Origin of the sequence: Trichocoleus sp. DQ-A3 (genome assembly GCF_039961975.1) — a bacterium.
GTDB lineage: Bacteria > Cyanobacteriota > Cyanobacteriia > Cyanobacteriales > FACHB-T130 > FACHB-T130.
In genome coordinates, this window is record NZ_JAMPKC010000002.1 from 631,701 (window position 1) to 655,271 (window position 23,571).

14 protein-coding genes are annotated in these 23,571 nt (G+C 47.8%); 4 read left to right on the forward strand and 10 right to left on the reverse strand.

Annotated elements, in window-relative coordinates; all coding sequences use genetic code 11:
* Window positions 1-67 precede the first annotated feature (67 nt).
* From NDI44_RS06000 to NDI44_RS06015, 4 genes are all read right to left on the reverse strand, one after another.
* Complete coding sequence (locus NDI44_RS06000; RefSeq protein WP_190412790.1) at window positions 68-1,867, reverse strand: EAL domain-containing protein; 1,800 nt, start codon at window positions 1,865-1,867, stop codon at window positions 68-70.
* Window positions 1,868-2,386: 519 nt separating this feature from the next.
* Window positions 2,387-6,475: a PAS domain S-box protein gene (locus tag NDI44_RS06005; protein WP_190412791.1), complete on the reverse strand. Its 4,089-nt coding sequence runs from the start codon at window positions 6,473-6,475 to the stop codon at window positions 2,387-2,389.
* 461 nt (window positions 6,476-6,936) lie between these two features.
* Entirely contained in the window at window positions 6,937-8,064 is a 1,128-nt protein-coding gene (locus tag NDI44_RS06010; protein ID WP_190412792.1) for an aldo/keto reductase, read from the reverse strand.
* 100 nt (window positions 8,065-8,164) lie between these two features.
* On the reverse strand, window positions 8,165-8,665 hold the full coding sequence (locus NDI44_RS06015; protein WP_190412793.1) for a bifunctional nuclease family protein: 501 nt from the start codon (window positions 8,663-8,665) through the stop codon (window positions 8,165-8,167).
* Window positions 8,666-8,797: 132 nt separating this feature from the next.
* On the opposite strand from NDI44_RS06015, the gene NDI44_RS06020 reads away from it, so the two are divergent.
* Both NDI44_RS06020 and NDI44_RS06025 read left to right on the forward strand, forming a co-directional pair.
* The gene (locus NDI44_RS06020; RefSeq protein WP_190412794.1) at window positions 8,798-8,968 is read left to right on the forward strand and encodes a hypothetical protein; all 171 of its coding nucleotides are present in this window, start codon (window positions 8,798-8,800) and stop codon (window positions 8,966-8,968) included.
* A gap of 88 nt (window positions 8,969-9,056) precedes the next feature.
* Complete coding sequence (locus NDI44_RS06025) at window positions 9,057-9,764, forward strand: riboflavin synthase (protein WP_190412795.1); 708 nt, start codon at window positions 9,057-9,059, stop codon at window positions 9,762-9,764.
* A gap of 33 nt (window positions 9,765-9,797) precedes the next feature.
* Here the strand turns inward: NDI44_RS06025 and NDI44_RS06030 are convergent, their stop codons facing one another.
* Both NDI44_RS06030 and NDI44_RS06035 read right to left on the reverse strand, forming a co-directional pair.
* Window positions 9,798-11,471 (reverse strand): M23 family metallopeptidase, encoded by a 1,674-nt coding sequence (locus tag NDI44_RS06030; RefSeq protein WP_242037061.1) that lies wholly within the window; start codon window positions 11,469-11,471, stop codon window positions 9,798-9,800.
* 118 nt (window positions 11,472-11,589) lie between these two features.
* Window positions 11,590-12,417, reverse strand: coding sequence for a biotin--[acetyl-CoA-carboxylase] ligase (locus NDI44_RS06035; RefSeq protein ID WP_190412796.1), 828 nt, complete (start codon window positions 12,415-12,417; stop codon window positions 11,590-11,592).
* Window positions 12,418-12,512: 95 nt separating this feature from the next.
* Between NDI44_RS06035 and pgeF the strand changes: the two genes are divergently transcribed.
* The gene (gene pgeF / locus NDI44_RS06040) at window positions 12,513-13,304 is read left to right on the forward strand and encodes a peptidoglycan editing factor PgeF (RefSeq protein ID WP_347276905.1); all 792 of its coding nucleotides are present in this window, start codon (window positions 12,513-12,515) and stop codon (window positions 13,302-13,304) included.
* Window positions 13,305-13,529: 225 nt separating this feature from the next.
* Here pgeF and NDI44_RS06045 read toward each other — a convergent pair whose 3' ends face one another.
* From NDI44_RS06045 to NDI44_RS06055, 3 genes are all read right to left on the reverse strand, one after another.
* The gene (locus tag NDI44_RS06045) at window positions 13,530-16,073 is read right to left on the reverse strand and encodes a hypothetical protein (RefSeq protein WP_190412797.1); all 2,544 of its coding nucleotides are present in this window, start codon (window positions 16,071-16,073) and stop codon (window positions 13,530-13,532) included.
* Window positions 16,074-16,540: 467 nt separating this feature from the next.
* Window positions 16,541-18,694 carry an iron uptake porin gene (locus NDI44_RS06050; protein ID WP_339380669.1) on the reverse strand — a complete coding sequence of 718 codons (2,154 nt, stop codon included), beginning with the start codon at window positions 18,692-18,694 and terminating at the stop codon, window positions 16,541-16,543.
* Window positions 18,695-19,147: 453 nt separating this feature from the next.
* Entirely contained in the window at window positions 19,148-19,840 is a 693-nt protein-coding gene (locus NDI44_RS06055; protein WP_190412798.1) for a RibD family protein, read from the reverse strand.
* A gap of 263 nt (window positions 19,841-20,103) precedes the next feature.
* Here NDI44_RS06055 and NDI44_RS06060 point away from each other — a divergent pair, with 263 nt between their 5' ends.
* Window positions 20,104-22,275, forward strand: coding sequence for a sensor histidine kinase (locus NDI44_RS06060; protein WP_190412799.1), 2,172 nt, complete (start codon window positions 20,104-20,106; stop codon window positions 22,273-22,275).
* A gap of 177 nt (window positions 22,276-22,452) precedes the next feature.
* On the opposite strand, the gene NDI44_RS06065 is transcribed toward NDI44_RS06060, so the two are convergent.
* Window positions 22,453-23,535 carry a Gfo/Idh/MocA family oxidoreductase gene (locus NDI44_RS06065; RefSeq protein ID WP_190412800.1) on the reverse strand — a complete coding sequence of 361 codons (1,083 nt, stop codon included), beginning with the start codon at window positions 23,533-23,535 and terminating at the stop codon, window positions 22,453-22,455.
* Window positions 23,536-23,571 lie beyond the last annotated feature (36 nt).

The following is a 23,571-nucleotide window of genomic DNA, read 5'->3' on the forward strand; positions in this document are numbered from 1 at the left end:
TGGTAAGAATTGCTAATGGTTCCAGCGATTGATTCAGCGAACGGTTTGTAAATAAACGTAGATTAATTCATACAACTTGCATCGGCAACCGTTTACCGGCACTTAACAAGGTTTCAAATTCTGCTGCGGGTACGGGACGACTAAATAGATAGCCTTGCATGGCATCGCAATGCTGCTGGCTTAAGAAAGCTAGTTCAGCGCGAGTTTCTACCCCCTCAGCCGTAACTTTCAAATTCAGATTGTGAGCGAGTTGAATCACGGCGGTCATAATCGCTCGGTTTTGGGTATCGCTAGTAACATCCTGAACAAAGCATCGGTCAATTTTCAAAGTGTCAAAGGGAAATTGTTTGAGATAGCTCAAGGAAGCATAGCCAGTACCGAAATCATCAATTGCGATGTGAATCCCCAACTGTTTCAGTTCATTTAAAGTAGCGATCGCCATCGAAGCATTTTGCACGAGGATACTTTCAGTCAGCTCTAATTCCAATGCATCTGGGTTCAAACCTGTAGTTTCCAATACTCGGACAATTCGCTGGCTTAAATCAGCTTGGCTAAATTGACGCCCCGACAAGTTCACTGACACGCGGAACGATATAAATCCAGCGTCTCGCCATTTTTGCGTTTGGGCACTGGCAGTTTGCAATACCCACTCGCCAAGCGGGACAATTAAACCCGTTTCTTCTGCCATAGGAATAAATTCAGCGGGTGAAACCAGCCCCCGCGTCGGGTGCTGCCAACGCACTAAGGCTTCTGCACCGCTAATTTCTCCGGTTTGGAGATTTACTTGGGGCTGATAATACACGTGAAATTCACTTTGTTCTAAGGCACGGCGCAGACTCGCTTCTAGCACCAGCGCTTCGCCATAATCAGCCTTGATGTCCGTCGCATAAAACTGATAGTGATTTCCTCCCAGCTTTTGGGTGTAGGACATCGCCGCTGCTGTCATCTTCATCAGGGTGTCTAAATCTTGCCCGTCGTTGGGATAGAAGGTAATGCCAATGCTGGCAGTGAGGAAGATTTGACCGTCTTCTAAGGAGAAGGGTTCATTCAGCGATGACAAAATCGCTTGGGCGACACTGGCAACCGTTTGTCTTTGACTTAAGGTTGCCAGAATAATTGCAAATTGATCTAAATTCAATCGCGCAATCGTGTCCTGTCGGCTGAGACAGGTGGTGATTCGTTCGACAATTAGTTTAATTAATCGGTCACTCCCTTGATTTCCCAAGGTGTCACTAATCCGTTGAAACCGATCTAATCCTAGAAACAGCAGCGGGACAGGTTGAACGTTGAGTGGCTGCTGGGCAGAGGCAAGAGGCGATTCGTTCTCCTGGGTTTTGGAATCGCTTTTGTGTTCATCTTGTCGCTTACTGATAACTTGATTAAACCGCTCTCGCAATAGCAAGCGATTGGGAAGGTTTGTCACGCTATCGTAATGAACTAAGTGATTGAGTCTTTCTGCTGCTTGCCTGAGCGCTAAGGTATAGGGTTGAGTAATGGCTCGTTGTCTTTCGAGTCGGGCAGCGATCGCTTTGAGTATTTCCTCAGGCGTACAAGGCTTGGTTAAATAGTCGTCTGCCCCTAATTCCATCGCTTGACGCAAATCGGCTTTTTCAGCTTTGGCAGTCAGAAAAATGAAGGGAATTGTTGCGGTGACAGGATCTTGACGCAGCGCCATCAAAACACCAAAACCATCTAAATCGGGCATCATGACATCGCAAATAATTAAATCTGGGCGAATCGTTCTTGCTATCTGTACGCCAGCAAGACCATTTTCTGCACCTGTCGCCTCGAACTCTTCTGCCTCCAATAGTTCTAATATGTTTTCGCGGATTGCTTCTTCATCTTCAATAACTAGAATTTTTGCCATTTCTCTAAATTTCCTTTAATTTATGGTTTTTCTTACAAAATCAAACTTTTTATTTCCCCGATGTTGTGCAAACTATTTAATTTATAAAGGTTGTCCTACTTCCTGAGTTTAGATTTTATCAATCTGTAATAACATTTGTTTAAGTGAAATTATGCACCCCCTCACTGGATAAAAGTCTATTTTTATACTTTTTCAAAGCCAGATTTACCAGCAATATCTATGGGGTTATCCATAAATATTAGACAATTAATTCATTATAATTTCACTTGCAAGGGAAAGTAAAATAATTGGATTCAAAATTTTATATTTAATGCTTATCAAAAATAAATATAAGAAGTTCTTACCTTCCTATAGTAACTAACCTTATTAATCGAACCTAGGTAACGGTCAAGCCGCCTAGAATGAAAAAATCAGCGAAGACAGGAAAAGAATGTAGAGGAAGATTTTTGCCAAGTTTGGTATATAAAGATACCGTTATTAAAATCCTTGCTATAACGGGTTAAAACTAGCCCCTGAAGCTTAACAATCCCCGCTCAACGGTAACTTAATCGTAAAGGTTGTACCCACTCCGACTTCACTTTCTACGGTGATTTTGCCTTTGTGTAAGTCTACAAAGTTTTTAATAATCGCTAATCCTAAGCCAGTTCCAGGAATATTGCCAACATTAGAAGCTCTATGGAAGGTTTCAAACAATCGTTGCCGATCTTGTGGAGGAATGCCAATTCCTCGATCTTTAATTTGGAAGATGGCTTCCCCATTGTGGCAGCTAAGTTCGCATTTTATAATACCCCCCCCTGGGGTATATTTGATAGCATTTGAGAGTAAATTGCTGAGGATGTGGCGCAGCAGTTTTTCATCAATGCAAGCTGCGAGACATTCTCCCTGACTTGAGAAAATTAGGGAATGGCGATCGCCCGCTGTTAGTTGCATTTCTGCTACAAGGTCTTGGCAGAATGTTTCTAGCTGTATCGGGGCGGGGTTAAACTCTGTCTTGCTAGCTTCATTTTTGCCAATAAGCAACACTTCATCTAACATCCCGTCCATCCGTTGAACAGCAGTTTTAATTCGATGCAGATGAATCCTTTTCTTCTCTTCTGTCCATTTAAAGCCGTAATTTTCAAGCAATCCAGCCGAAAACAAAATAGTCGATAACGGGGTACGAAATTCGTGAGAAGTCATAGAAACAAAACGGGATTTTAGTTCGTGCAGTTCCTTTTCTTTTTCCAAAGCATTGCGAATTTCTTCTTCTGCTCGCTTGCGCTGCATGAATAATCCCAATTCAGTTGAAGCGGAAATCAGTTCGATGAGTCGTTCGTCTTGTTCGCAAGATTCAAACATATAAAACACAAGGACAGCCAAAACAGTATCATCAGCAATAATTGGAATTCCTAAAGCGGCTTTTAATCCAATTTTCATTGCCAAATTTACCCTGAAATAAACTTGATGCGACTCACCGGAAACATCTCGTTGCCACTCTGGTTGTTTTGAGACCCAGACACGACCGGGTAACCCAATCCCTGGTGCAAAGGTCAAGTTCTCGCCTCCTTGCCGGAATTCCTCTAGACAAGTGGCACGGCTATACCAACCTCGACTGCATTCGAGAACGCTGTTGTCAGATTGTGGAATCCAGGCTTCCCCAAAATCCCAGCCAGTGGCTTCACACACTTTCTGGAGTGCTACGAATAGCGCTGAGTGAAAGTCTGGAGACTCAAAAATAGCTTGGGTCATGGTTTGCAGAAAATAAACCTCCTCCTCCGTTCGCTTGCGATCGCTAATATCCTCCGCAATTCCGGCAATTCGATAGACTTGCCCTGTCTCGTCCCGAACTGGAAAGGAGCGATCGCGTATCCACCGAATCGTCCCATCCGGGCGGATAATCCGATATTCGTAGTCGTCCACTTCTTGCTGGCGTTTTTCAAGCCCATCTATCACCGACTGCCGATCTTCTGGATAAATAGAATCCAGCCAAGATTCAGGCTGCTGATAAAGGCTTTCGCAAGTTTGCCCCCATACCTGCTCGTAAGGGGGACTGATATAGAGTATTTGTTTCTCATCGGGAGTCGTCATCCAGAAAACTTGCGGAATATTTTTCGCTAATTGGCGGAAACGCTCTTCCGATTCCCGTAGCGCTGCTTCTATCTGCTTGCGTTCGGTAATGTCTTGAATGGTGGCAGTACTAAATTGCGGGGCACCACTGGCAGTGCGAATCAAAGAAACGGTCAAATAGCCCCAAGCCACATGACCATCCTTGCAGATATAGCGCTTTTCCAATTGGTAAGAATCCTGCTTTCCAGTCATTAACTCTTGGTAAAGTTCCCGGTCTTGCATGGCGTCATCTGGATGCGCCAACTCACTGAAAAGCATCCCTTGTAGTTCTTGTTCGCTATAACCTAAAATTTCCCGAAACTTGGGATTACTTGCCAAAAGCCGCCCCTCTAAAGTGGTCAGGACGACACCCATGGCTTCTCTTTCAAAAATTGTTCGGAATCGCTCTTCACTTTCCCTCAGAGCTTCTTCAGCTTGTTTGCGTTCGGTAATATCCCGATCTATACCGCGATAGCCACGAAATTTTCCAGAGCTATCAAAAACTGGGACGCCACTGGTTTCCAGAACAACTCGATGACCGTTTTTGTGGATGTTGATATTTTCTAGGCAAGAGAATGGTATTGCTTGGGCAGCAATTGGCCCAAAAGTGTTCGCAATCCGGAAGGCTTCTTCCGGCGGCATTAAGTCAAAGGGCGTTTTTCCCAAAACTTCTTCAGGTTCGTAACCTAAGATGTCGCGCACTTTGGGACTTGTGTAAATATAAACAGCATTCTCATCTACCTCCCATACCCAATCGCTGGTAGTTTCCAGCAAATTGCGGAACCGTTCCTCGCTTTTTTGCAATGCCTCCTCTGCCAGTTTGCGTAGCGTGACGTGCCGGAGGCTTTCGCTGATATCCCGAATAATACTTAATAAAACTCTTTGATTGTCAATTACCCAGCTTTGGGAACTGACTTCCACTGGAAAAGTGCTGCCATCTTTGCGGCGGTGAGTGGTAGTAAATAAGATGCCTCGCTGTTCTGCTTGCTCCAGTTGTTGAGCGATCGCTGTATGAGTTGGAGGATCTCGCAAGTCCTGAATGTTTAAGGCAACAATCTCTTCGCGTTCGTAACCGTATGTCTGAATTGCCGCCTGATTCGCTTCGATAATTTGCCCTTGATTCCCAATAAACAAAACAATGTCACGGGCATGTTCCGATAGCAATTGATAATGCTTTAAGGTTTCTTGAGCGAGCTTGCGTTCGGCAATCTCTCCTTGGAGTGCCTGGACAACATCTTCTAGCTCAACGGTACGCTCTTGGACTCGGATTTCTAACGCCTCATTTGCCTGCCGTAAGGCTGTTTCTGCCTGCTTGCATAACATCGTCTGCCGCTGCCTTTCGCTGATATCTGCGGTACTGCCGTAGTAATAGAGAACGCCATCCTCTATGGCAGGTCTCGCTGTAATTTCAAACCAGCGATCGCCTCTATGAAGAGTGTGAAAAAGATAAACAACCTGATAGGGTTCGCCTTTGGTAATTGCTTCCCAAGCTATCCGAATTGCTTCTTGGGATTCATGCCCTAAATCGACTCGATCGTCCCAAACTTGATAATTCTCAAAAAATGCCTGTGTAGAAATGCCACTGAGTTCGGTTAGAATATCGCTGGCATAGATAAACTGGGTGGTCGCAGGGCAGAACTTCCAGACAAAACTGGGCAGCATATTAAAAATTTGATTAATCTCGCCAGCACTTCGCTGAAGTAACGCTTCAGCGGCTTTGCAGTCTGTGATATCTTGCAATGCCCCCAAAACCCGAATAACTCTTTGTTTTTGCTCATCCCATTGCGATCGCGCATAATTTCGTAACCATCGAACTTCACCGCTACGGGTCACGATCCGGTGTTCGCTAATCTCAGAGTGACCAGAAACTAGGTTGAGAAAATTTTGCTGAACTTTTAACCAGTCGTCGGGATGAATAAGCGGCCGCCAGCCATCAAGAGTGATAATTTCCGCGAACGTGTAACCGCTCACTCGCAAAAAGGTCTCTGACACCCATTCGGTTGTCATTTGACCGTCAGGGGCAACTGTTACGCAATAGGTATCAGAGGTCAGTTCTGAGATAACGCGATATTGTTCCTTACTGTCGAACAGTGCTTGCTCTGTTTGCCTACGGCTGGTAATGTCTTCAACGGTGCCTTCGTAGTAAAGTAGTTTGCCACTGCGATCGCGCACAGCACGGGCATTAGAAGAAATCCAAATGCAACTGCCGTCGGGGCGATTAACCTGAGATTCAAATCCCGTTACGGCATCAGTTTTTTGGAGTAATTGGTACAACTCCAAATTGCTTGCGTGCCAATGAAGATTGCCAATAAGTTCATTTGGTGAGTTGTAGCCATAAATGCGTGCTAGTGCTGGATTTGCATTCATATAGCGTCCATCATCCGTAACTTGATAAATTCCCTCAACGGTGTTCTCAAAGATACGGCGATAATTATGCTCGGATTGTTGCAATTGTAAGCCAGCGCGAATTAGAACATACAACAACCCGCTAATAGATAGAATAAATCCCCACTCTTTCAGCATCTCTAACTGGATTAAAAACGCTAAATTCTTGCTCAGTAAATTAAGTATTTCATTCCCAGAAACAATATAAATAATGCTAATTAATATATAACATAGATACAATTCTGCGAACTAGATTTTCTGTAGAGGTAAGCTGATTTTTCATGACTACCAAATATAGTTATGGAATATTCAAAGCCCACCTTCTCAAAGTCAAACTTTAAACCAACCTTAACCAATGGATTAGCAAAATTCTTTTTTAAGCTATTTTACATAAATCAATGTGTCGGTAATCCAGATCACTAAACATCTTAACAAGAATATATCTTTAGATAGGTGTAAAACTTAAACCAATAAGCTAAAGATACTGTTCATCGTCGGAGTGATAACAGCATCAGGCAAGGGCACAAATACCCTGTCCATACATCCTGGTTGCCTTAAAATCTGTTCACGCAACTATCTTTACGCAACTACCGTTACGATTATTCCCAAAGCCGACGCCTAGGTTGTCCATTCAGACGCTGGTGAGAATCTCGCAAAAGGGCTGGAATGTCTAAATGTTGAGGGCATCGGGGCAGACAGTCACCACAGTCAGTGCAGCGATCGCCTTTCATCCCCGGAAACCAGTGACCGGCATTTTCAAACATTCGGTAGCGGTATTGACCATACGCTGTCATGTCATAGGCAACCGCTAAATTACGCAGGCGCAATATTTCTGGAATATTGATATTTTCTGGGCAGGGCAAACAAGCGTAGCATTGACTACATAAATCTGGAGAAATTACTCCTAAATGAGCTTGTAAGCGGTCGAAAACTGCAATTTCCTCTGGTTTCAGCGGTTCATCGCGCTCAGCAACCGCCAAACATTCCGTCAATTCGCTGGGGTTCGCTGGGCCAACACTGAGCGTGGTAACGCGGCGATCGCTCAACAGAAACCGATAATTTAGTTCTAGGGGTGAAAAGGGATGGCACAGATGTTGAAGCGTTTCCGGTGGCGTGTAGAGTAGCCCCCCCTTATCCGCTGGTGAAATAATAAAAATTCCCATATCCTTTTGGTTGGCTAACTCAACCGCCGGGGCATGGCGCTGGAAAAAGTAATAATAATGCAGGTTGATGAATTCAAATAAATTGCTGTTAATCGCCGCTAGAATCACATCCAGCGCCCCGTGGGTAGAGAAGCCAACGTGTCGAACTCTGCCATCTGCCACGGCTTCCTGCACCGCCTGCATACAACCTCCATCCGCTTGCACCCAGTTTAAATGTTCCCAGGTGTTAAGGCCATGAATCGCCAGACAATCTACGAAATCAGTCTGGAGGTTCAATAGCGACTCATCAATCCACCGACGCATTGTATCGGCGTCATTACTTGGGGGAAGTTTGGTAGTGATGTAAAGCTGTTCTCGCGACTGGGGCAATCCCGCAGCTAAAGCGGCACCGAGATATTCTTCGCTTTTGCCGTAACCCCTCGCGGTTTCTAAGTGATTAATTCCACAAGCAACGGCTTGATGCACCGTCTGGTAGGCATCTTCAAAGGAAGCCAGACAGCGCATCGTCCCGCAAGAAAACACTGAAAGCGGTAAATTTGTTTTTCCAAACCGCCGATAACGCATAAAAAGTAAAAAGAAAGAGCAAGAGAAAGCCGCGATCGCTAAGTAAAAAGTTCATTTTCTGGCTTTTGGCTTTTGCCTTTTTACTTTTATCTTTGGTGTGCTATGATTCCGTGCTGGAGCCTCCTCGCTGGATCAAATCTTCCGGTCGAAGCTTCGATACAAAATCACGGAAGGCTCGGCGTTCTGCCTCATCGGCATCGCGATCGACAGGGATAGAAGCATCAGCAATGACTTCTTCCATCACCCAAATCGGACTGCCAGTGCGGATGGCGATCGCGATCGCATCACTAGGCCGAGCATCAATCTCCTTTTTTACCTCACCCTGCCGGACACTCAAGATCGCATAAAAGGTATTGTCCTGAAGCGAGTGAATAATGATCCGCTCTAAGGTCATATTCCAAACGTCCAGGATATTCACCAGGAGGTCATGAGTCAGGGGACGGGGAGGGGTTTGTTTTTCCAAAGCGCTGATAATTGCCTTTGCCTGATCTTGTCCAATATAAATTGGCAAGGCTCGTCGCTCCGAGGCATCTTTGAGCAACACAATCGGGCTGCGCGTCACGGCATCTAATGCAATTCCAGCGACTTTCATTTCAATCATCAGCTTGGCCTCTAGAACACGGTAGGCGTCGGGGGGGATAAAGCAAAGCTATAAACTGGTACTGGAGGTAGTGGGGTTTAACAAACACGCTTGCGGTTCTAATCACCTTACCAAGCGAAGGCACAACCAGCTATGAAGACTTGGTTAAGTTGGGATCAACAAAGCTGTATCTCCCAGTATGCCTCAGTCTTAGGACGATTCGCTGGAGATTTTACTAAAAAATATAGACCGATTGCCTTCATCCCTTCGCTGGTTGTTCGCTATCAGTTATCAGTAGGTCGAAATCCGATTAATTACATCTAAAAACAAGTTGTTTTTCGGTTTTTTCACTGAATCATGAGCGACGATCGTTTGCCAATGACCGTTATTTACCTAATTTCACTTAAAAACAGTGTTTACCGGATTAATTCAAGCTCTAGGAACTATTAATTCTCTGGGAGAAGACCGTTTTGGGCTTTCCTGCATGGGAGATACTTGTCAGTTGATACTGTCAGATTTAGCGATTGGCGATAGTGTGGCGGTGGATGGCGTTTGTCTGACGGTAGAGGAAATTTCGCCTCAAGGCTTTGTGGCAACCGCTTCTCCGGAAACTCTTAGTCGCACCACCTTAGGACAGCGAGAACAAGCCGCCGCCTACGTGAATTTAGAAACCTCTCTCCGGGTTGGCAGCAAGCTAGGAGGACATTTTGTGACAGGGCACATAGACGGAATAGGCTGTCTGCAAGAGTCGGTACAAACTGCTACTTCCTGGGAAATGCGCTTTGAGATACCGGCAGCAGAGGATGGGGAGCAGCGCCAGATTGCTCGGTACATTATCCCCAAAGGCAGTATTGCCGTTAATGGGGTGAGTCTGACGGTGGCAGATTGCGACCCTGATGGAAGTTGGTTTACGGTAGCGGTGATTCCTCATACTTATGCCGAGACAAACCTACCTTATTTACAGACTGGCAGTTTGGTGAATTTGGAAGGAGATATTCTGGGCAAGTACGTGGAAAAATTTCTGCGTTATCCAGCACGAACATCTGAGCAGAATGCACCCGCTACGATCGGGATGGATGGAATTACACCCGCTTTCTTGGTAGAACACGGGTATTCTTAGAAATCAAAATTCAAAAAGATGAATTTTTAATTCTTAGCTACCTGGTTGCGGGGTTAACGCAGCTGATGACGTTGCTGGAGCTGCGGGAGCAGAATGGGCGGTTTGCAAAGCTTTAATCATTTGCGCCAGACCATATTCCAAGTAGGCATCTGAGTCCACCGCCATCCAGCCTTCTTGCGTTAGCTGGCGGATTTCAAAGTGAAGGTGGGGACCTGTGGAATTGCCGGTACTACCAACCCGCCCAATCACGGTTCCTTGTTCGATCTGTTGACCGGGTTGAACCAAAATTTCCGACAGGTGAGCATAGAGAGTTTCTTGGGTTTCGTTGTGTTTGAGGACAACAGCTTGACCATAGCCGCCCATCCAGTCAGCGATCGCAACCTTCCCCGCAAAAGCTGCCAGGACGGGTGTACCCAGAGGTGCCCCCAAGTCAGTACCCGCATGGAACCGGCGAGTGCCGGAAATTGGATGCGTCCGCCACCCGAAAAGCGAGGTAATTGGCGCAGGAATCGCCAGTGGGAAAATTAAACTGGTATTGCCGTTAGCCAAGCCCCGGAAAATGGTCGGAATCGGGGCTTTGTATTCGGGCACATTGAATGGAATAGAGCTTTGGCTGCTGCTAACGTTATTAGAAGCGATCGCCGTCGCTCGAGTAACGGCAGAGGAACCCAAAGACCTGGAGCGACGACGGTTAATTGAGCGAATGCCTTGAGGGCGATCGCGAAGTGGGCCAATTGCGACAGGACTTGCAGAGGCAACCAAGATTTGCTGACGGATCTCCCGTTCTGGCTGGTTTACCGCCAAACGGGCGCGGCTGACTCTACGATTCGCCAAGCCAGAGGTCCGTAATGCTTCCGGTACGTCTGTGTCACTTGCGTACTCCCTACGGCTTCTGGTCGGGTAGGTTAATCTAGCAGTTTCCCTTAGACGGTTGGTGTTCCTAGAAGGGATCCGTGCAACACCACAGCTTCCACCAGATAAACCTTGCCCGCTCTGCAAGACTCTTTGACATCCTGTTGACCGTTCCGACAGCACAACGGCAGGTGGTTCATCGTAAGAACGAATCGGCTCCTTGCCTCGACTCGTTGCACCAAGACTATAGTCAGTCGGATCGATATAACTATTGTTGTAATCGCTGGAACTTATCCCGCTCTTTTCAGCTTTGCTCGGTCTAAGCTTGGGAGGCTTTACATAAGAAATCGTGTTTGGCTCCACCAACCTGGGAGGAGAAAGTTTTGCTTTTCTTGGAACAGCAACCGAAGTCTCTGGTGCTGATACTGGAAGCGAGCGACGACGGACAACAGCAGGTTCTGGAGCTGAACGGCGACGACGGACAGATGTTGTCTCTAACGCACGCTGACGAGCCAAGCGGCGGCGACGGACACCCGCTGAAGCCTTCTCTGCGGCTGGAGCCGGAGCCGAGCGACGGCGTACAAAATTTGGCTCTGGTTCTGGCGCTGAAACTGAACGGCGACGAACAACAGTCCGCTCAGTCCCTTTCCGGGGGTTAATCTCCATTTTTACAGTAGGCGGTGCCTCTTGGGTAGTAGGCGTGCCTATTGTGTCTATGCTTGGATCGCTTTGTGCCCAAACAAAGCCGCTGCTGAGGACACCAAGACCCCCAATCCAACTAAGCCCCTGCACTAGCAGAGGACGGCGGCAAAACAGACCAAACGGAGTACAACTAGGGTGGTTTCGCTGGCTCATTTCCGAATCACTCCTCATCTCACTCACTCTATGGGGTCATACTGGTTAGTGTTTTTGGTATAAAGACATGGCTATCGTCTCTACCCCATCCATTTTCACTTCCAGAGCTTGTGTAAAATTACTGATCGTAGCCAAGACTGATTGTACCGGGCTTGAGGCAGATTTCCTCAGCAGCGGCTAAAGAGTTCAGGCGGACTTGAAGTTCGCCGGTGGATGCGACACCCACAATGACTCCAGAGCGTCCGTCTACGATGACAGAACGCCCTCTGCAACTGAGAAGCTCCACGTAAGCGGGAAGTAGGGCGTCTATTCCTTCTAGGGAAACGTGTCGATATCCGGATAAAATGCCCTGCAAAGTTATTGCCGCTAATCTTTCCAAGGCGTTAGCGAAACATGCGTGTAAGGCATTCGCTTCGATTGGCTGCTGCTCCAAAAACGATTCCAGATTGATGCCAGTTTCCGGGACTGGATTCGCCCAGTTAATTCCCACACCCACAACGGCTTTGGTAATCCGTCCTTGTTGCACTCTAGTTTCGGTGAGAATGCCCCCTAATTTGCGTTTGCACAAGATTAGGTCATTTGGCCATTTAATCAACGCTGGGATGCCGTAACTCCGCAATGTGGTAGCAATTCCCCAAGCGCTGCATAGGGTCAAATGAGCGCTATTGGTTGCAACTAAATCGGGAGCTAGCGCGATAGATAGGTAAAGTCCGCCTGTACTGGATTGCCACTGGCGTCCCCACTGACCCCGCCCAGCGGTTTGCTGAAGGGCAATGACAACGGTTCCCGGTGTTGCTCCTCGATCGAGCAGTTCCCAAAGAGTTTGATTTGTGGAAGGTAAAGTCTCAAAGATATGGAAAGAAAGCGGTAGAGAAACATCCCCTAAAAAGGCTTCCAGACAATGCCAATCGAATGCCACGGTTGCTAACAAATTGATTCGTAGCATAAGTTAGCATAATGTCACCGATATTTCAGGAGTTCCGAATGGCGATGCTTTCCCGCACCAATTTGAACCTGGGCGCAGGAGAATCACAAACTTCTATAAATACCTGGCACTGGCGGACTTGGGAAGGATTGCCCTATCTAACTTGTAGCTTGCTAGAACGCTGGTCTCACGGATTTTTTACTCAACAATTTTCGCCCCGTTCTCCGGCTGAATTAGTCAACGTTTTACAGCCGGATGCTAGGGTTTATCGAGTGAAACAGGTGCATGGCAATACGGTGATGACGCCCTCAGAGATCGAAGCGGCAACCAGTGAAGGCCAAGAGGGGGACTCACTACCCCCCGCTGATGGGATTGTCAGCGAGCAGGTTCAGCAGGCAGTGTGGGTGTGCAGTGCCGATTGCACGCCGGTTTTAATTGCCGACCCCCAGACGGGACAGGTGGCAGCGATTCATGCGGGTTGGCGCGGGACTGCTACCCGAATTGTCCCCCAAGCGATCGCCCGTTTCCTAGCTTCCGGCAGTCAACTCCAAAATCTGCTGATTGCGATGGGTCCAGCGATCGCAGGTGATGTCTATCAGGTGTCTGTGAATGTCGCATCCGAAGTGGGAGCCAGCATTTTACCAGATAAAGATCCGCAGCAAGATACAGAATCCATTCTTGATGCCTTGCAGCAGTTGCCCTATTCACCGTTATTAGAAGATTCGCAACCAGGACGGGTGCGACTAGACGTGCGGCGAGTCAACCAGCTGCAACTGGAACAACTAGGAATTTCTAGCGAACAGATAGCGATCGCGCCTCACTGCACCTACCAAGAACCCGATTATTTCTTCTCTTACCGGCGGGACAAGCTGAAAAAAGTCCAGTGGTCGGGGATTGTGAGTAGATAAGCTGCTTTAACCCTTAGAAGGGAGCGCACTTCAACGTGCGCCCCTTTGTTGTTTATGGACATCTACAAAAAATCGCCTCCAAGTCATGACTTGGAGGCGATCGCTACACAATTGGTCTAACTCAAACTAGAACACCTTGTTGTTGGTCTATTTTCCTGTTTTCAGGAGCATGAGCGAAACCTTTGTCTTCAAACATATAGCGATCGCTATATGTTTGAGTTGTGACTATTGTTGAGTGGCAGGGGCTGTTGTATCGCTGGATGGGGCAGCATTTAAGCCTTCTGTACCACCTGTGGTTGGAGTAGTAGTCGATGTGCTGGCGTCATCGTCATCGCCATCATCATCGCCATCATCATCGCCATCATCATCGGCTTCAGGAGCTGATGTTTCAGCATCATCATCATCACCATCGTCATCGGCTTCAGGAGTCGATGTGTTGGCGTCGTCATCCTCAGAGGTGTTTGTAGTAGGAGCTGGCTCACCCGGTGCAACAGTTGCGGGAGTAGACGGAGTGGTGGTTGAAGTCGTGCCTTGAGTTTCCGTTGTGGTAGAAGTTTGTTCAGCGCCAGCGTCACCTTCGACATTAGAAACCTCCTCGGTCGAAATCTGACGGAGACCGACCAAACCAAAACCCAAACGGCTTTCTGGTCCTAATTGCTGATAGGCTGCGACTGCCCGACCTTTCTTTTGCTTGTAGGTACCGAGAGCCAGACCCTGGCTATTTTGGCGTACAACCAGTAACCTTTTCTTGCCACGACCTTTCTCCACAAAGACTCCAACAGGGCCGCTGGATGTAGAAGCAACGTTGTAGACCTTATTAGAACTCTGGACGAAGGAATTAGACAGAGAAATCAGATTGAAGGTTGTGCTGTTGTAAATGGTGATAAGCGATCCGCCATTCCCCCCGGCGCTAGTGCTGCCGCCGCTGCCGCCGCTGCTACCGCTGGTGCTACCGCCTGTGCTACCACCTGTACTGGTGCCGCCGCCTGTGCTACCACCTGTGCTACCGCCGAAGCTACCACCGCCGCTGTTGCCGCCGCTGCTTCCTGTGCCTATGCTGCCACTACCGAAGCTGCCGCTAGAGTTGTCGATAACGCTGTTAAAGTTACCACCATTTTGGAAGATGAGGTTGTAGCTCAAGCTTGTTTTAGAACCAAAGCCTGTGTTTTGACCTGTAGTTGCGCCTGCGCCACCTGAGTAGTTGCTGTTGGAGCTATTGTAAGAGAAATTGTTCGTAGCAACATTGTATCCACTCGTTCCATTCAATTGGCTGGCAACTGCACCAACAGTGAATTGGGTACGACCTTGACTTTCACCTTTGAGTTTGAAGGCATTCGATCCTTCTTGCCCAAATTCAAACTGGGTTTTGCTGTTATCGCTCAAATAGCCAACCGTGGTGTTGCCATTTATCGTGGTGATGCCATTCCCTTCGCCTGTAACTTTGAACTTGATTGCAGAATTACTAAAAGAGCTAGGATTTGTCAGCTCAAGCTTAGTGGTACCACCGAGTTTAATATCTGTGCCAACCCCGGTACCCTCAATCTTGAATTTTTGACCGCCCTGGCTGCTATCACCTTCAATTTTGAATTTGGTTTGAGCATTATTGCTGCTGAAGGCTACTTTGTTAGTGCTGCTAAAGGTTTGTGCGTCGGCAGTGCCACTAGCGCTTGTAATTTGACTGCTTGTTTGTGAGTCGTCGCTATTGGTTGTAGTTGCAGTATCAGTATCGCAGCCGCAGGGAGTTTGAGTCCCAGATTGGGTGCCGCCAGTTGCGGTTGTAGTGCCGCCAGTTGCGGTTGTGGTGCCGCCAGTTGTGGTGCCGCCAGTTGTGGTGCCGCCAGTTGTGGTGCCGCCAGTTGTGGTGCCGCCAGTTGTGGTGCCGCCAGTTGTGGTGCCGCCAGTTGTGGTGCCACCTGTTTGCGTGCCGCCAGTTGTGGTTGTGGAGCTTTGAGTTGTGGGTTGATCCGAAAAAGTGCTGCTTAAGGTTCCGAATCCTGCCCCTTCCAGCTCAAATTTTGTCTTTTGCCCCAAGCTAGTAGATGGAGGAAGAGGAACAGAGCTGCCTCCATTGAACTTCAGGGATGTTGGCAAGCCGATATTGCCTGCGGTTAGTTTGCCTTCAAAATTACCAACTTCTAAGACCCCAGATTTGGTAGTGTAGTTAGCCTGAGACTGAGTAGATAGTTGGACATTTGTAACAGGCAGGAAGACCAGCGGAGCCGAACCTGTCTCCTTAGGAGAAATCAACGAACCGCCCAAAAAGGCGCTGCTGGCAAAGGAATTCAGAGTAAACTGTAGTTTCGTGGGGATGTTCGAGAAGGGAACAGCCGCGCCACCAGAAGTGAAGGCTAGACCTGATAGGGTACCGATGAAGGTACCTGTGTCATCTTTTCCAGGACGACCAACATTTCCAGCACCGACATCTTTGAAGTCTGCTGCCTGCGGTACGAAGCGAGCAGAGCTGGTGTTACCGGAAGTTGTTTGCAGTTGCAGCGTGGTGACGGCAGCGTCAAACAAAACCGGGCTACTTGCACCAGCAGTAGTCCCAGAAGTCGTCTGTGACTGTAAAGGTGAAAAGAAGGCTGCTTGTCCTCCTAACAGACCGCCTGTGATCGAGATCGACTGAGATTGAGTGCTTGTACCGGAAGTAGCAGTCGTACTAGGAGCAGCAGTCGTAGTCGTCTGAGCGTGAGCTGTGGGAGCCAGAGCGATCGCCAAGCCTCCAGCGATACCGAAACAAACAGCATACTTAGTTGATTTCGCAATCATGTTAGGACTCCATCAGTGAGTATAAGAGGACAGGGTGAATAGCAGAATCTAGCTCAATTCGATAGTCAACAGGGGATCATAAGTTTCTTCAGCATTCATCCTGAGCAAGCTCAGAACTACAAGTATTAGAAGAGAGTAATAACAGCATCCTGATTGAATAAGCATTAGGGCACGTGTGACTAGCATTAAGTAAAACTAGGTCATACTTGCTTAGCTTTGCTTGTGCCGTGTTTGGATAAATGACTGTCTGGTTTCTCAACGAGTTCCCAGATTTTTGCAAAGTTTCTGTAAAGTTATTTACCAATTTTATATACGTAAATACACTTAAAAAATTGTTCTATTTTCGATTGCTACAAGGTTTGCGTTGAAATTACTTAAGAAGTTATTTGTAATGTTTTTATAAAGTTATCAGGGAGACCCCTGAAGGAATCTCCCTGACAAAGCGATCGCTACTTTTCAGCCCACTTTTAAAAAGTAAAAGTGGTTCTGATGGCACCGATTGTGATTGTGTCGTTGTCCTGGTTGTGAAGCGGATTAAATAATACGATCACCCCTGGCGTAACCGTGATATTCTCAGAAACCCGGAAGCGGTAGAAAGCTTCTACGTGAGTTGTACTTCCTGGCTGACCGCCTTCATCCCCAAAGCCACCCTCACTAATAAAATCAGGGTAGTTTCTTCCAATTGGCAGGTCACTACTGGTAATTTTAGGCGGCTGACCGACATAAATACCGCCGAGGTTGCCTTCACCAAGCAGATCGGGGAAATTGAGGTAAGCCATCCAGTTGAATGTTTCTACATTTCCGGATATTCCTTGCGCGTCAGAAGTCGTGTAGCCGCCCCAACCGCCAATTGTAATGTTGGGCGTTGCTCGGAATTCTAAACTGGCACCAAAAGCATTCGTATTAATTGGCCCTCTGCCTGCCGGAGTCGGGAGGAGAACTAAATCGTCGCCAACGCCAGTCCCCAATCTTCCAAACGGAGAGTAGGAGTTGATGTATTGCAGACCAATATCAAGCGTATCTAGGGGCGATACGACTAACTGCAAGCCAGCTGCGGTTTCTCCATCTTGTCCACCGCCGATACCCCCACGAAAAGCATCTGCGGGTCTGCTGGCAGAGTAGACGCCTTGTAAACTGATCCGTGGACTGACTTGCCAGTCAAAGCCTAAGCCTCCGCGCCCCCCGGTATTAATAATCGGGTTGCGTTGAGCAAAGCGGGAAAGCGGTCCTTGACCGGCACTTTCTACGCGGTTTGCTCCCCGGAAAACGTTCACTGGGTTAACCCCTTCCGGACCGATGATGAAGGCAAAGTTATTACCGATTAACTGACGATAAGTTAGGTCGCTCAGTACAATGTCGTTCCCAGTGTCTCCTTCATATCCCAAGAAGACCATGTCGTTATTGAGCAAACGAGGTCCCGAATTTCCAGAACCCGCTTGCAATCCAGTCAACAGCAAGCTGCGAGGACTGAACTGGGTGAACAAACTTAACTGGACGTTGCTAATGACGTTGGGATTTGTATTCCGGTCTTCCAATCGGTTCCCAGTTGATTTTCGGTTCAGGAACAACTCAAATTCATTCTCATTGCGTCCCTGAACGCCGACGACTGCCTGCCCAAATAGCTTCGTCGTGGTTGAGAACTGATGGCTTTCCAAGAAGGCAGTCCGACCTTCCAGGTTATCTACCCGCGTCCGTAGGGTCGCCAGTTCCGGACCAAACTCATCAACGAGTCGTCGCAGAGTTTCTAAATCTGCTTCGGTAGCTGCATCAGCCGAGCTAGCGGCAATTAATTTCTCAATTTGCTGGAGACAGGCATTCACCCCTGCGGCAAATTCATAGCGACTGAGTGCCCGGTTGCCGCGAAAAGTGCCATCGGGATAGCCGGCAATACAGCCGTAACGCTCTACAAGACTTCGCAATGCTTCGTAAGCCCAGTCGCTTGGTTCCACATCGCTCAACTGGGAAACATTGGTGACTTGATCCAATGGGTTGGCTTCCATATCCTCTGGGTTTCCCATTTCCAAAGGATCGCCCGCTGGAAGCATTTGTTCGCTAGCCTCTTCAGAGGGCAGCGCTTGAGCTTGCAGGGTGTTGGGATTGCTAACAGTTGCTGCGTCTACAAGAGTGCGAGCCTCTTTTGTTGTTGCAGATGCAGTGAAAGATGTATTCAAGCTGCGACGGCTAGCAGACAAAATAGGAGACTTTGTAGTCGAAAATTTTGGTAAACTAGCTGCCGGTTGCAACTGGCTTGTTTCAGTTGGGGGGGTTAAATTTACCGCAGTGGCAGATTCTTGAGTTGCCGCTAAACTAGGCGAACTTGCTGCCGGTTCCGTCTGCGATGCTTTTAGTTCTGGCAGTACATTCGCCGATGCGAGTGTGCTCTCGGATGCAGCTACGGCCAGCGAATTTGCTGTCGTTTTTGCCTCGGTTACATCCGTTCCCGTCGCTAAATCTGTAGATGTCGAGAATCCCTGGGTTGAAGACTGGACTGCCTCAGCAGCTGTGGTTGGGTCGATATCGGTGGCTGCAATCGCCGGGGAGAGGCTAACTGCTAGTAAGCCAAAGGCTGTAAACACTAGCGCTGAGGATGCTGTTTTCTCTATTCTCCACTGGGATTTCACGGGTCTAAAACTCCTCAAAACACACCATACTTGCTGAAATTTTACAACAATATTGTGTCAGTCGCTACTAACGCTTTGGATTCCTTTTCATTCGCTAGGGATTGAGGTTGGCAGTTGACGTTTACCCAAAAGGAAAGTTCCTGGCTGAGTTTCTTTTTTTTATAATCGCTGACAAAAAATTGCTCCTAGGGATTAACGGAGAAGCAATTTTTATACACGGAGGTTTGATACTCCGCGCCTAATTACTCAAGGTCATCTGAGGCAAGTGTGCGATCGCGCACTTGTCTGGGATGTACACAGCCGAAACAGGCGCGATCGCTTGTTCTGGGTCAAATTAGTTTATAAATCCTAACAATGAGTCTCCGAGCGATTTTCATCATTATTTCTGTTTCGTTCGTGCAAGGGAGATTGTGCAAATAATTGTCAACTTTCATCTACAATTACCAAATTCAACTAACGCTGCCGCCGGTAGTGTAGAAAAACTTCTTGCTCAATCGACTCGACTGACAAGAGTTCTAGCCGAGGTGCAAAATCTGCCAAAAATCCAGAACCTTCTACCGGCGTCGGTGCTGTCGCTCCTCCTAAAATTAATGGACAAACCGTGAGCCAGAATTCATCGATTAAATCAGCCGCCACTAAAGCACCGACGAGTTCCCCACCTCCCAGGACAGCTAGATGTTCCAAACCTAGCTCCCAGAGCTGTTGAAAAGCCGCAATCCAGCTAATTCCATCGGTCGTCGCCTCTACTTCTAGAACCCGCTCAAATTCTGAGCATCCTTGCCAGCGCTTGGCACCCGCCTCTCCTGTAAGTAACCACCGAGGTACGGGTTGACTAAAAAAGCGCCATTGGGAGTCGAAATTGGCTGATTGAGAGCAAACAATTTGGACTGGTTGGGGCGATCGCCCTCTCTGTTGTCGCCAGTCCAGCAAATCGGGATTCCTTACGCTCAGCGTCGTACCGTAGGCACGGAGAGTACCCGCGCCAAATAAAACCCCATCTGCTTGTGCAATTTGTTTTTCCAGGTGCGCCAGATCCGCTGGAGACGAAAATCGGGCGCGATCGCGACGAATATCCGCAATCTTGCCATCGGCACTCATTGCCAAAACAACTGTCGTAGAAGGGCGTTTCCAGACAAATCCCGTCATCGCTGCTGGTCGCTCAAATATTTAATTAAAGTTTAAGAATTGCTTATATTACGGGAATTAGTGTAGAGATTCCACAAAGTCAACCTTTCCAGAGTATACGAGGATCTGGAACCGTTCTAGGATGGAATGGATCTGTCAAACAGTATCGCTCTACCAACACGATTAACCCAGAAAAAAGTAGGCTAATCAATACCCCCACTCTGATGGGGTGATTTTTGAGAATTCTTGCTATTGGGTTTTACACCTCAAATTAGAGAAGTCCTATGGCTAAGCCGGGTCAATCCTCCTTCCGTCGCATCCTGCTGTCACGCATTTTGCTTTTGAGCGTCCCGGTACTGCTGATGGGGGTGTATGTAACCTACAGAAAAGCACGATCTAGCATACTGGAAACCGCTCGCCAAAATCTTACCGAAAGTGCAGTGAGAAAAGGAGAGAGCATGAGCGAGTCAATTAAAGCGCTCTCTGCCAACTTAGTGACTGCAAGTGAAGCAGTCGTACTGCAATCGCGATCGCCCGAAGCGCATCAAAAATTTTTAAACCAACTCGCCCAACAATTGCCAACGCAAGTCCAGTGCATTCAACTCATCAACGTCGAGACCGGAAACATTGCTGCCAGCACTTGTGGGGAGAAACCCATTAGTACGCTAGATGCAAGTCACTGGCCCCAGCAGCAACAGGAATTACTGTTAGACACTTCCAAGGTGCAGGTGAAATCGCTGCTTCCAGGCATCTCCCCCCTGAATTCAACTGTTAAAGAGAATCAACCCAGCCCAAAGAGCCAACTAAGATTGATTTTCAGTGCGCCTGTTTATGACAGCACGGGTTCTCTGCGTTATGCCCTGAGTGTCCAATCAGCTCTACTGAAACAAGAGCGTGCCAAACCAGGGTCTCTGAGTGGCTATCCAGTGGTGATTGACCAGGATGGAACCATTTTGGCGCATCCGATTACCCAGCGAGTTGGAAGAAATATTAAGCAGGAGGCAGATGGGGAAAGGCTCGAAACGGTCATGAAAAACGCGATCGCGGGTAGAAATGATTTTCTGCACTTGTTTTCTTTCGAGAAAAACGGTGTGGAATTACTCGCAGGGTATACCCCAATTCTCAGCCCGATTAGCAACCAGCCAGATCGCCAGTGGGTTATCTTAGCCGTCACTCGCTTAGATAGTGCCTTATCGGGTCTAAAAGAAATTCAACAGGTGTTGGTGATTCTGACATTTGGCTTAATCGCCGCTAGCCTGCTGGCAACGCTGTATATCTCTCGCGAACTGGCGCTGCCATTGGAGCAATTGAGAGACTACGCTGGGTCGAAAGGGCACTTTCACTCTACAGATCGAGTTCCTCAAAACTTCAAAATCCGGGAATTCAATCAATTATCGGAAGCCCTCGATAATATGGTGGAGCGACTGAAAGCATGGGCAGAAGAAATCGAAACAGCCTGGAAAGAAGCACAAGCAGCGAATCAGCTGAAAAATGAGTTTCTAGCGAATACTTCTCACGAACTAAGAACTCCCTTGAATGCGATCATTGGTTGCATTCGCCTGGTACGCGATGACTGCTGCGATGACCGCGAAGAAGAGATGGATTTCTTACAGCGAGCGGATGATGCAGCGATTCACCTCCTGGGAATCATCAATGACGTTCTGGATATTGCCAAAATTGAAGCGGGTAAGCTTTCCGTCGTTATGGAGGCAGTCGATCTGCGAAAGTTGCTTAAGGAAGTGATTGATTTACAGGCTGTTCCGATTCAGCAAAAAGGTTTGCACTTTAATACGCCAGATTTGCCAGAATCGATTCCTGTTCGTACTGACCCCGCAAAACTCAAGCAGGTGCTGCTAAATGTGGTTGGCAATGCGACTAAATTTACTGAAAAAGGCAGCGTTACGATTACCACCCGGATAGATACTAGTTATGGCAAAGAACAGGCAGTGGGGAATTCTGTCCCTCCTAGCTCTCATTTATCGAATGGGGTCGCTCAAGCCGCGACAGTGAGTCATGAAGAACAAGCAAAAATCCAGGCGGCGGCATCTGTGGGCAATGGGCAAGAAGTTAGAGGAGAAGATGCCTCTAGCATCTCGAATGGAGCTTCTAACATTTCTCGAAGCCTTCTAACAGGAACTACGAACTCTCTCAAAGAGCGTCTCGTCCCTTCTGCGCGTGTTGTTGTAACAGTTCACGATACAGGGATTGGTATTGATCCGAATCAACAGCATAAGCTCTTTCGCCCCTTTGTCATGATTGATGGCACGACGACTCGGAAATTTGGCGGCACAGGTCTGGGACTCGCAATTTCTCGGAACTTAATGGAACTGATGGGAGGTAGCATTACGCTATCAAGTGCAGGAGCTGGTCTGGGCACAACTGTGGAGATTGCCGTGCCCATGATTGATACTTCAGTGTTGCCAACTCTTGAGTCTACGAATGCGGCAAAAAATTAAGAATTCAGCTATCTGTTTGACTGCGGAATGAAACCCCTCCTCGTTAACGAGGAGGGGTTTATAGAAGGCATCTCAATGATGAAAATTTACCTCAGACTCTTTCTCAATCTCTCTGTTTACATACAGGGAAACGTAAGATTTCGCGATCGCCTTGAAAGAGGAAAAATTGAAGAAGCTTTAATTTTTCACGGACTGGGGAACTGTAACCGTCAGTCCTCCCTGTTGTAAAGATTCGCTCAGACATCGAAGAATCTGTACCAGCTGGGCACCCACCCATCCCGAAGAAATCTCTGAAGATTGATTCTGGTGGATACAGCTCAAAAAGCGATCGCAAACTCGCCCTAAAGGTTCGCCCGGTTCTATGCTCAATACTTCCCGGCTTTGATTGGCGGGCGTATAAGGACCAGCACTGGTATTTTCAAAGCGTCCATGCTGAATGGTTAGCGGTGCCTCTACTTGTAACTCATCAAAAATCAAAGTTCCCTCACTCCCCACCACACACAGGCGACGCTGTTTATCAGGATTCAGCCAGCACAGATGAATGAAGGCTTGAAAGCCGCTAGGGTAGGTGAGTGTCGCCCAAACAAGGTCTCTTAAAGGATGAAGAATCAGGGATGAGGGAGGAGTCTGAGAATTGACTTCATCTTTCATTCCGGCTTCTTGGTGCAAAAAAACGGTGCCGCTGGCTTGCACCTGAGTTGGCGTTGCCTGAAGCCAATTGTTGAAAATATTAATATCGTGGATGGCTAAGTCCCAGAGTGCGTCAACATCCTGGCGCACAGGACCTAGATGGGTACGGGTGGCGTAGCCATAGCGCAAATCTCCGAGAATTCCAGATTGGATTGCGGTTTTACCGCGTTCAACCGCTGGGTGAAACAAATAGGTGTGGTCTACGAAGAGTTGCCGGTGCTGTTGTTCTGCTAATCGGCACAGTTCCAAGGATTCAGACGGATCGAGGGTGAGTGGTTTTTCTGATAAGACGTGATAGCCTTGCCGGAGAGCGTCGGCGATCAAGGTGTAGTGTGTCGTGGCTGGGGTTGCGATCGCAACTGCCTCGACTTCCGGCATCTGCTGCACCTGGGACCATTCGGTTGTTAGCAGCACGCTGTCATCTAACTTAAACCGTTCTCGAAGTGCTTCCAGGCGCTCCTGCTTCGGGTCTAATACCGCGACCAAGCGGGATTGAGGATGCTCTAGGAAATTCCGCACGAGATGTACACCCCAGCGTCCAGCCCCCAACACAGCAATTCCAGTTTTCATCGTTGTTTATTGTTCGTTGTTTATTAAAGACTGGCT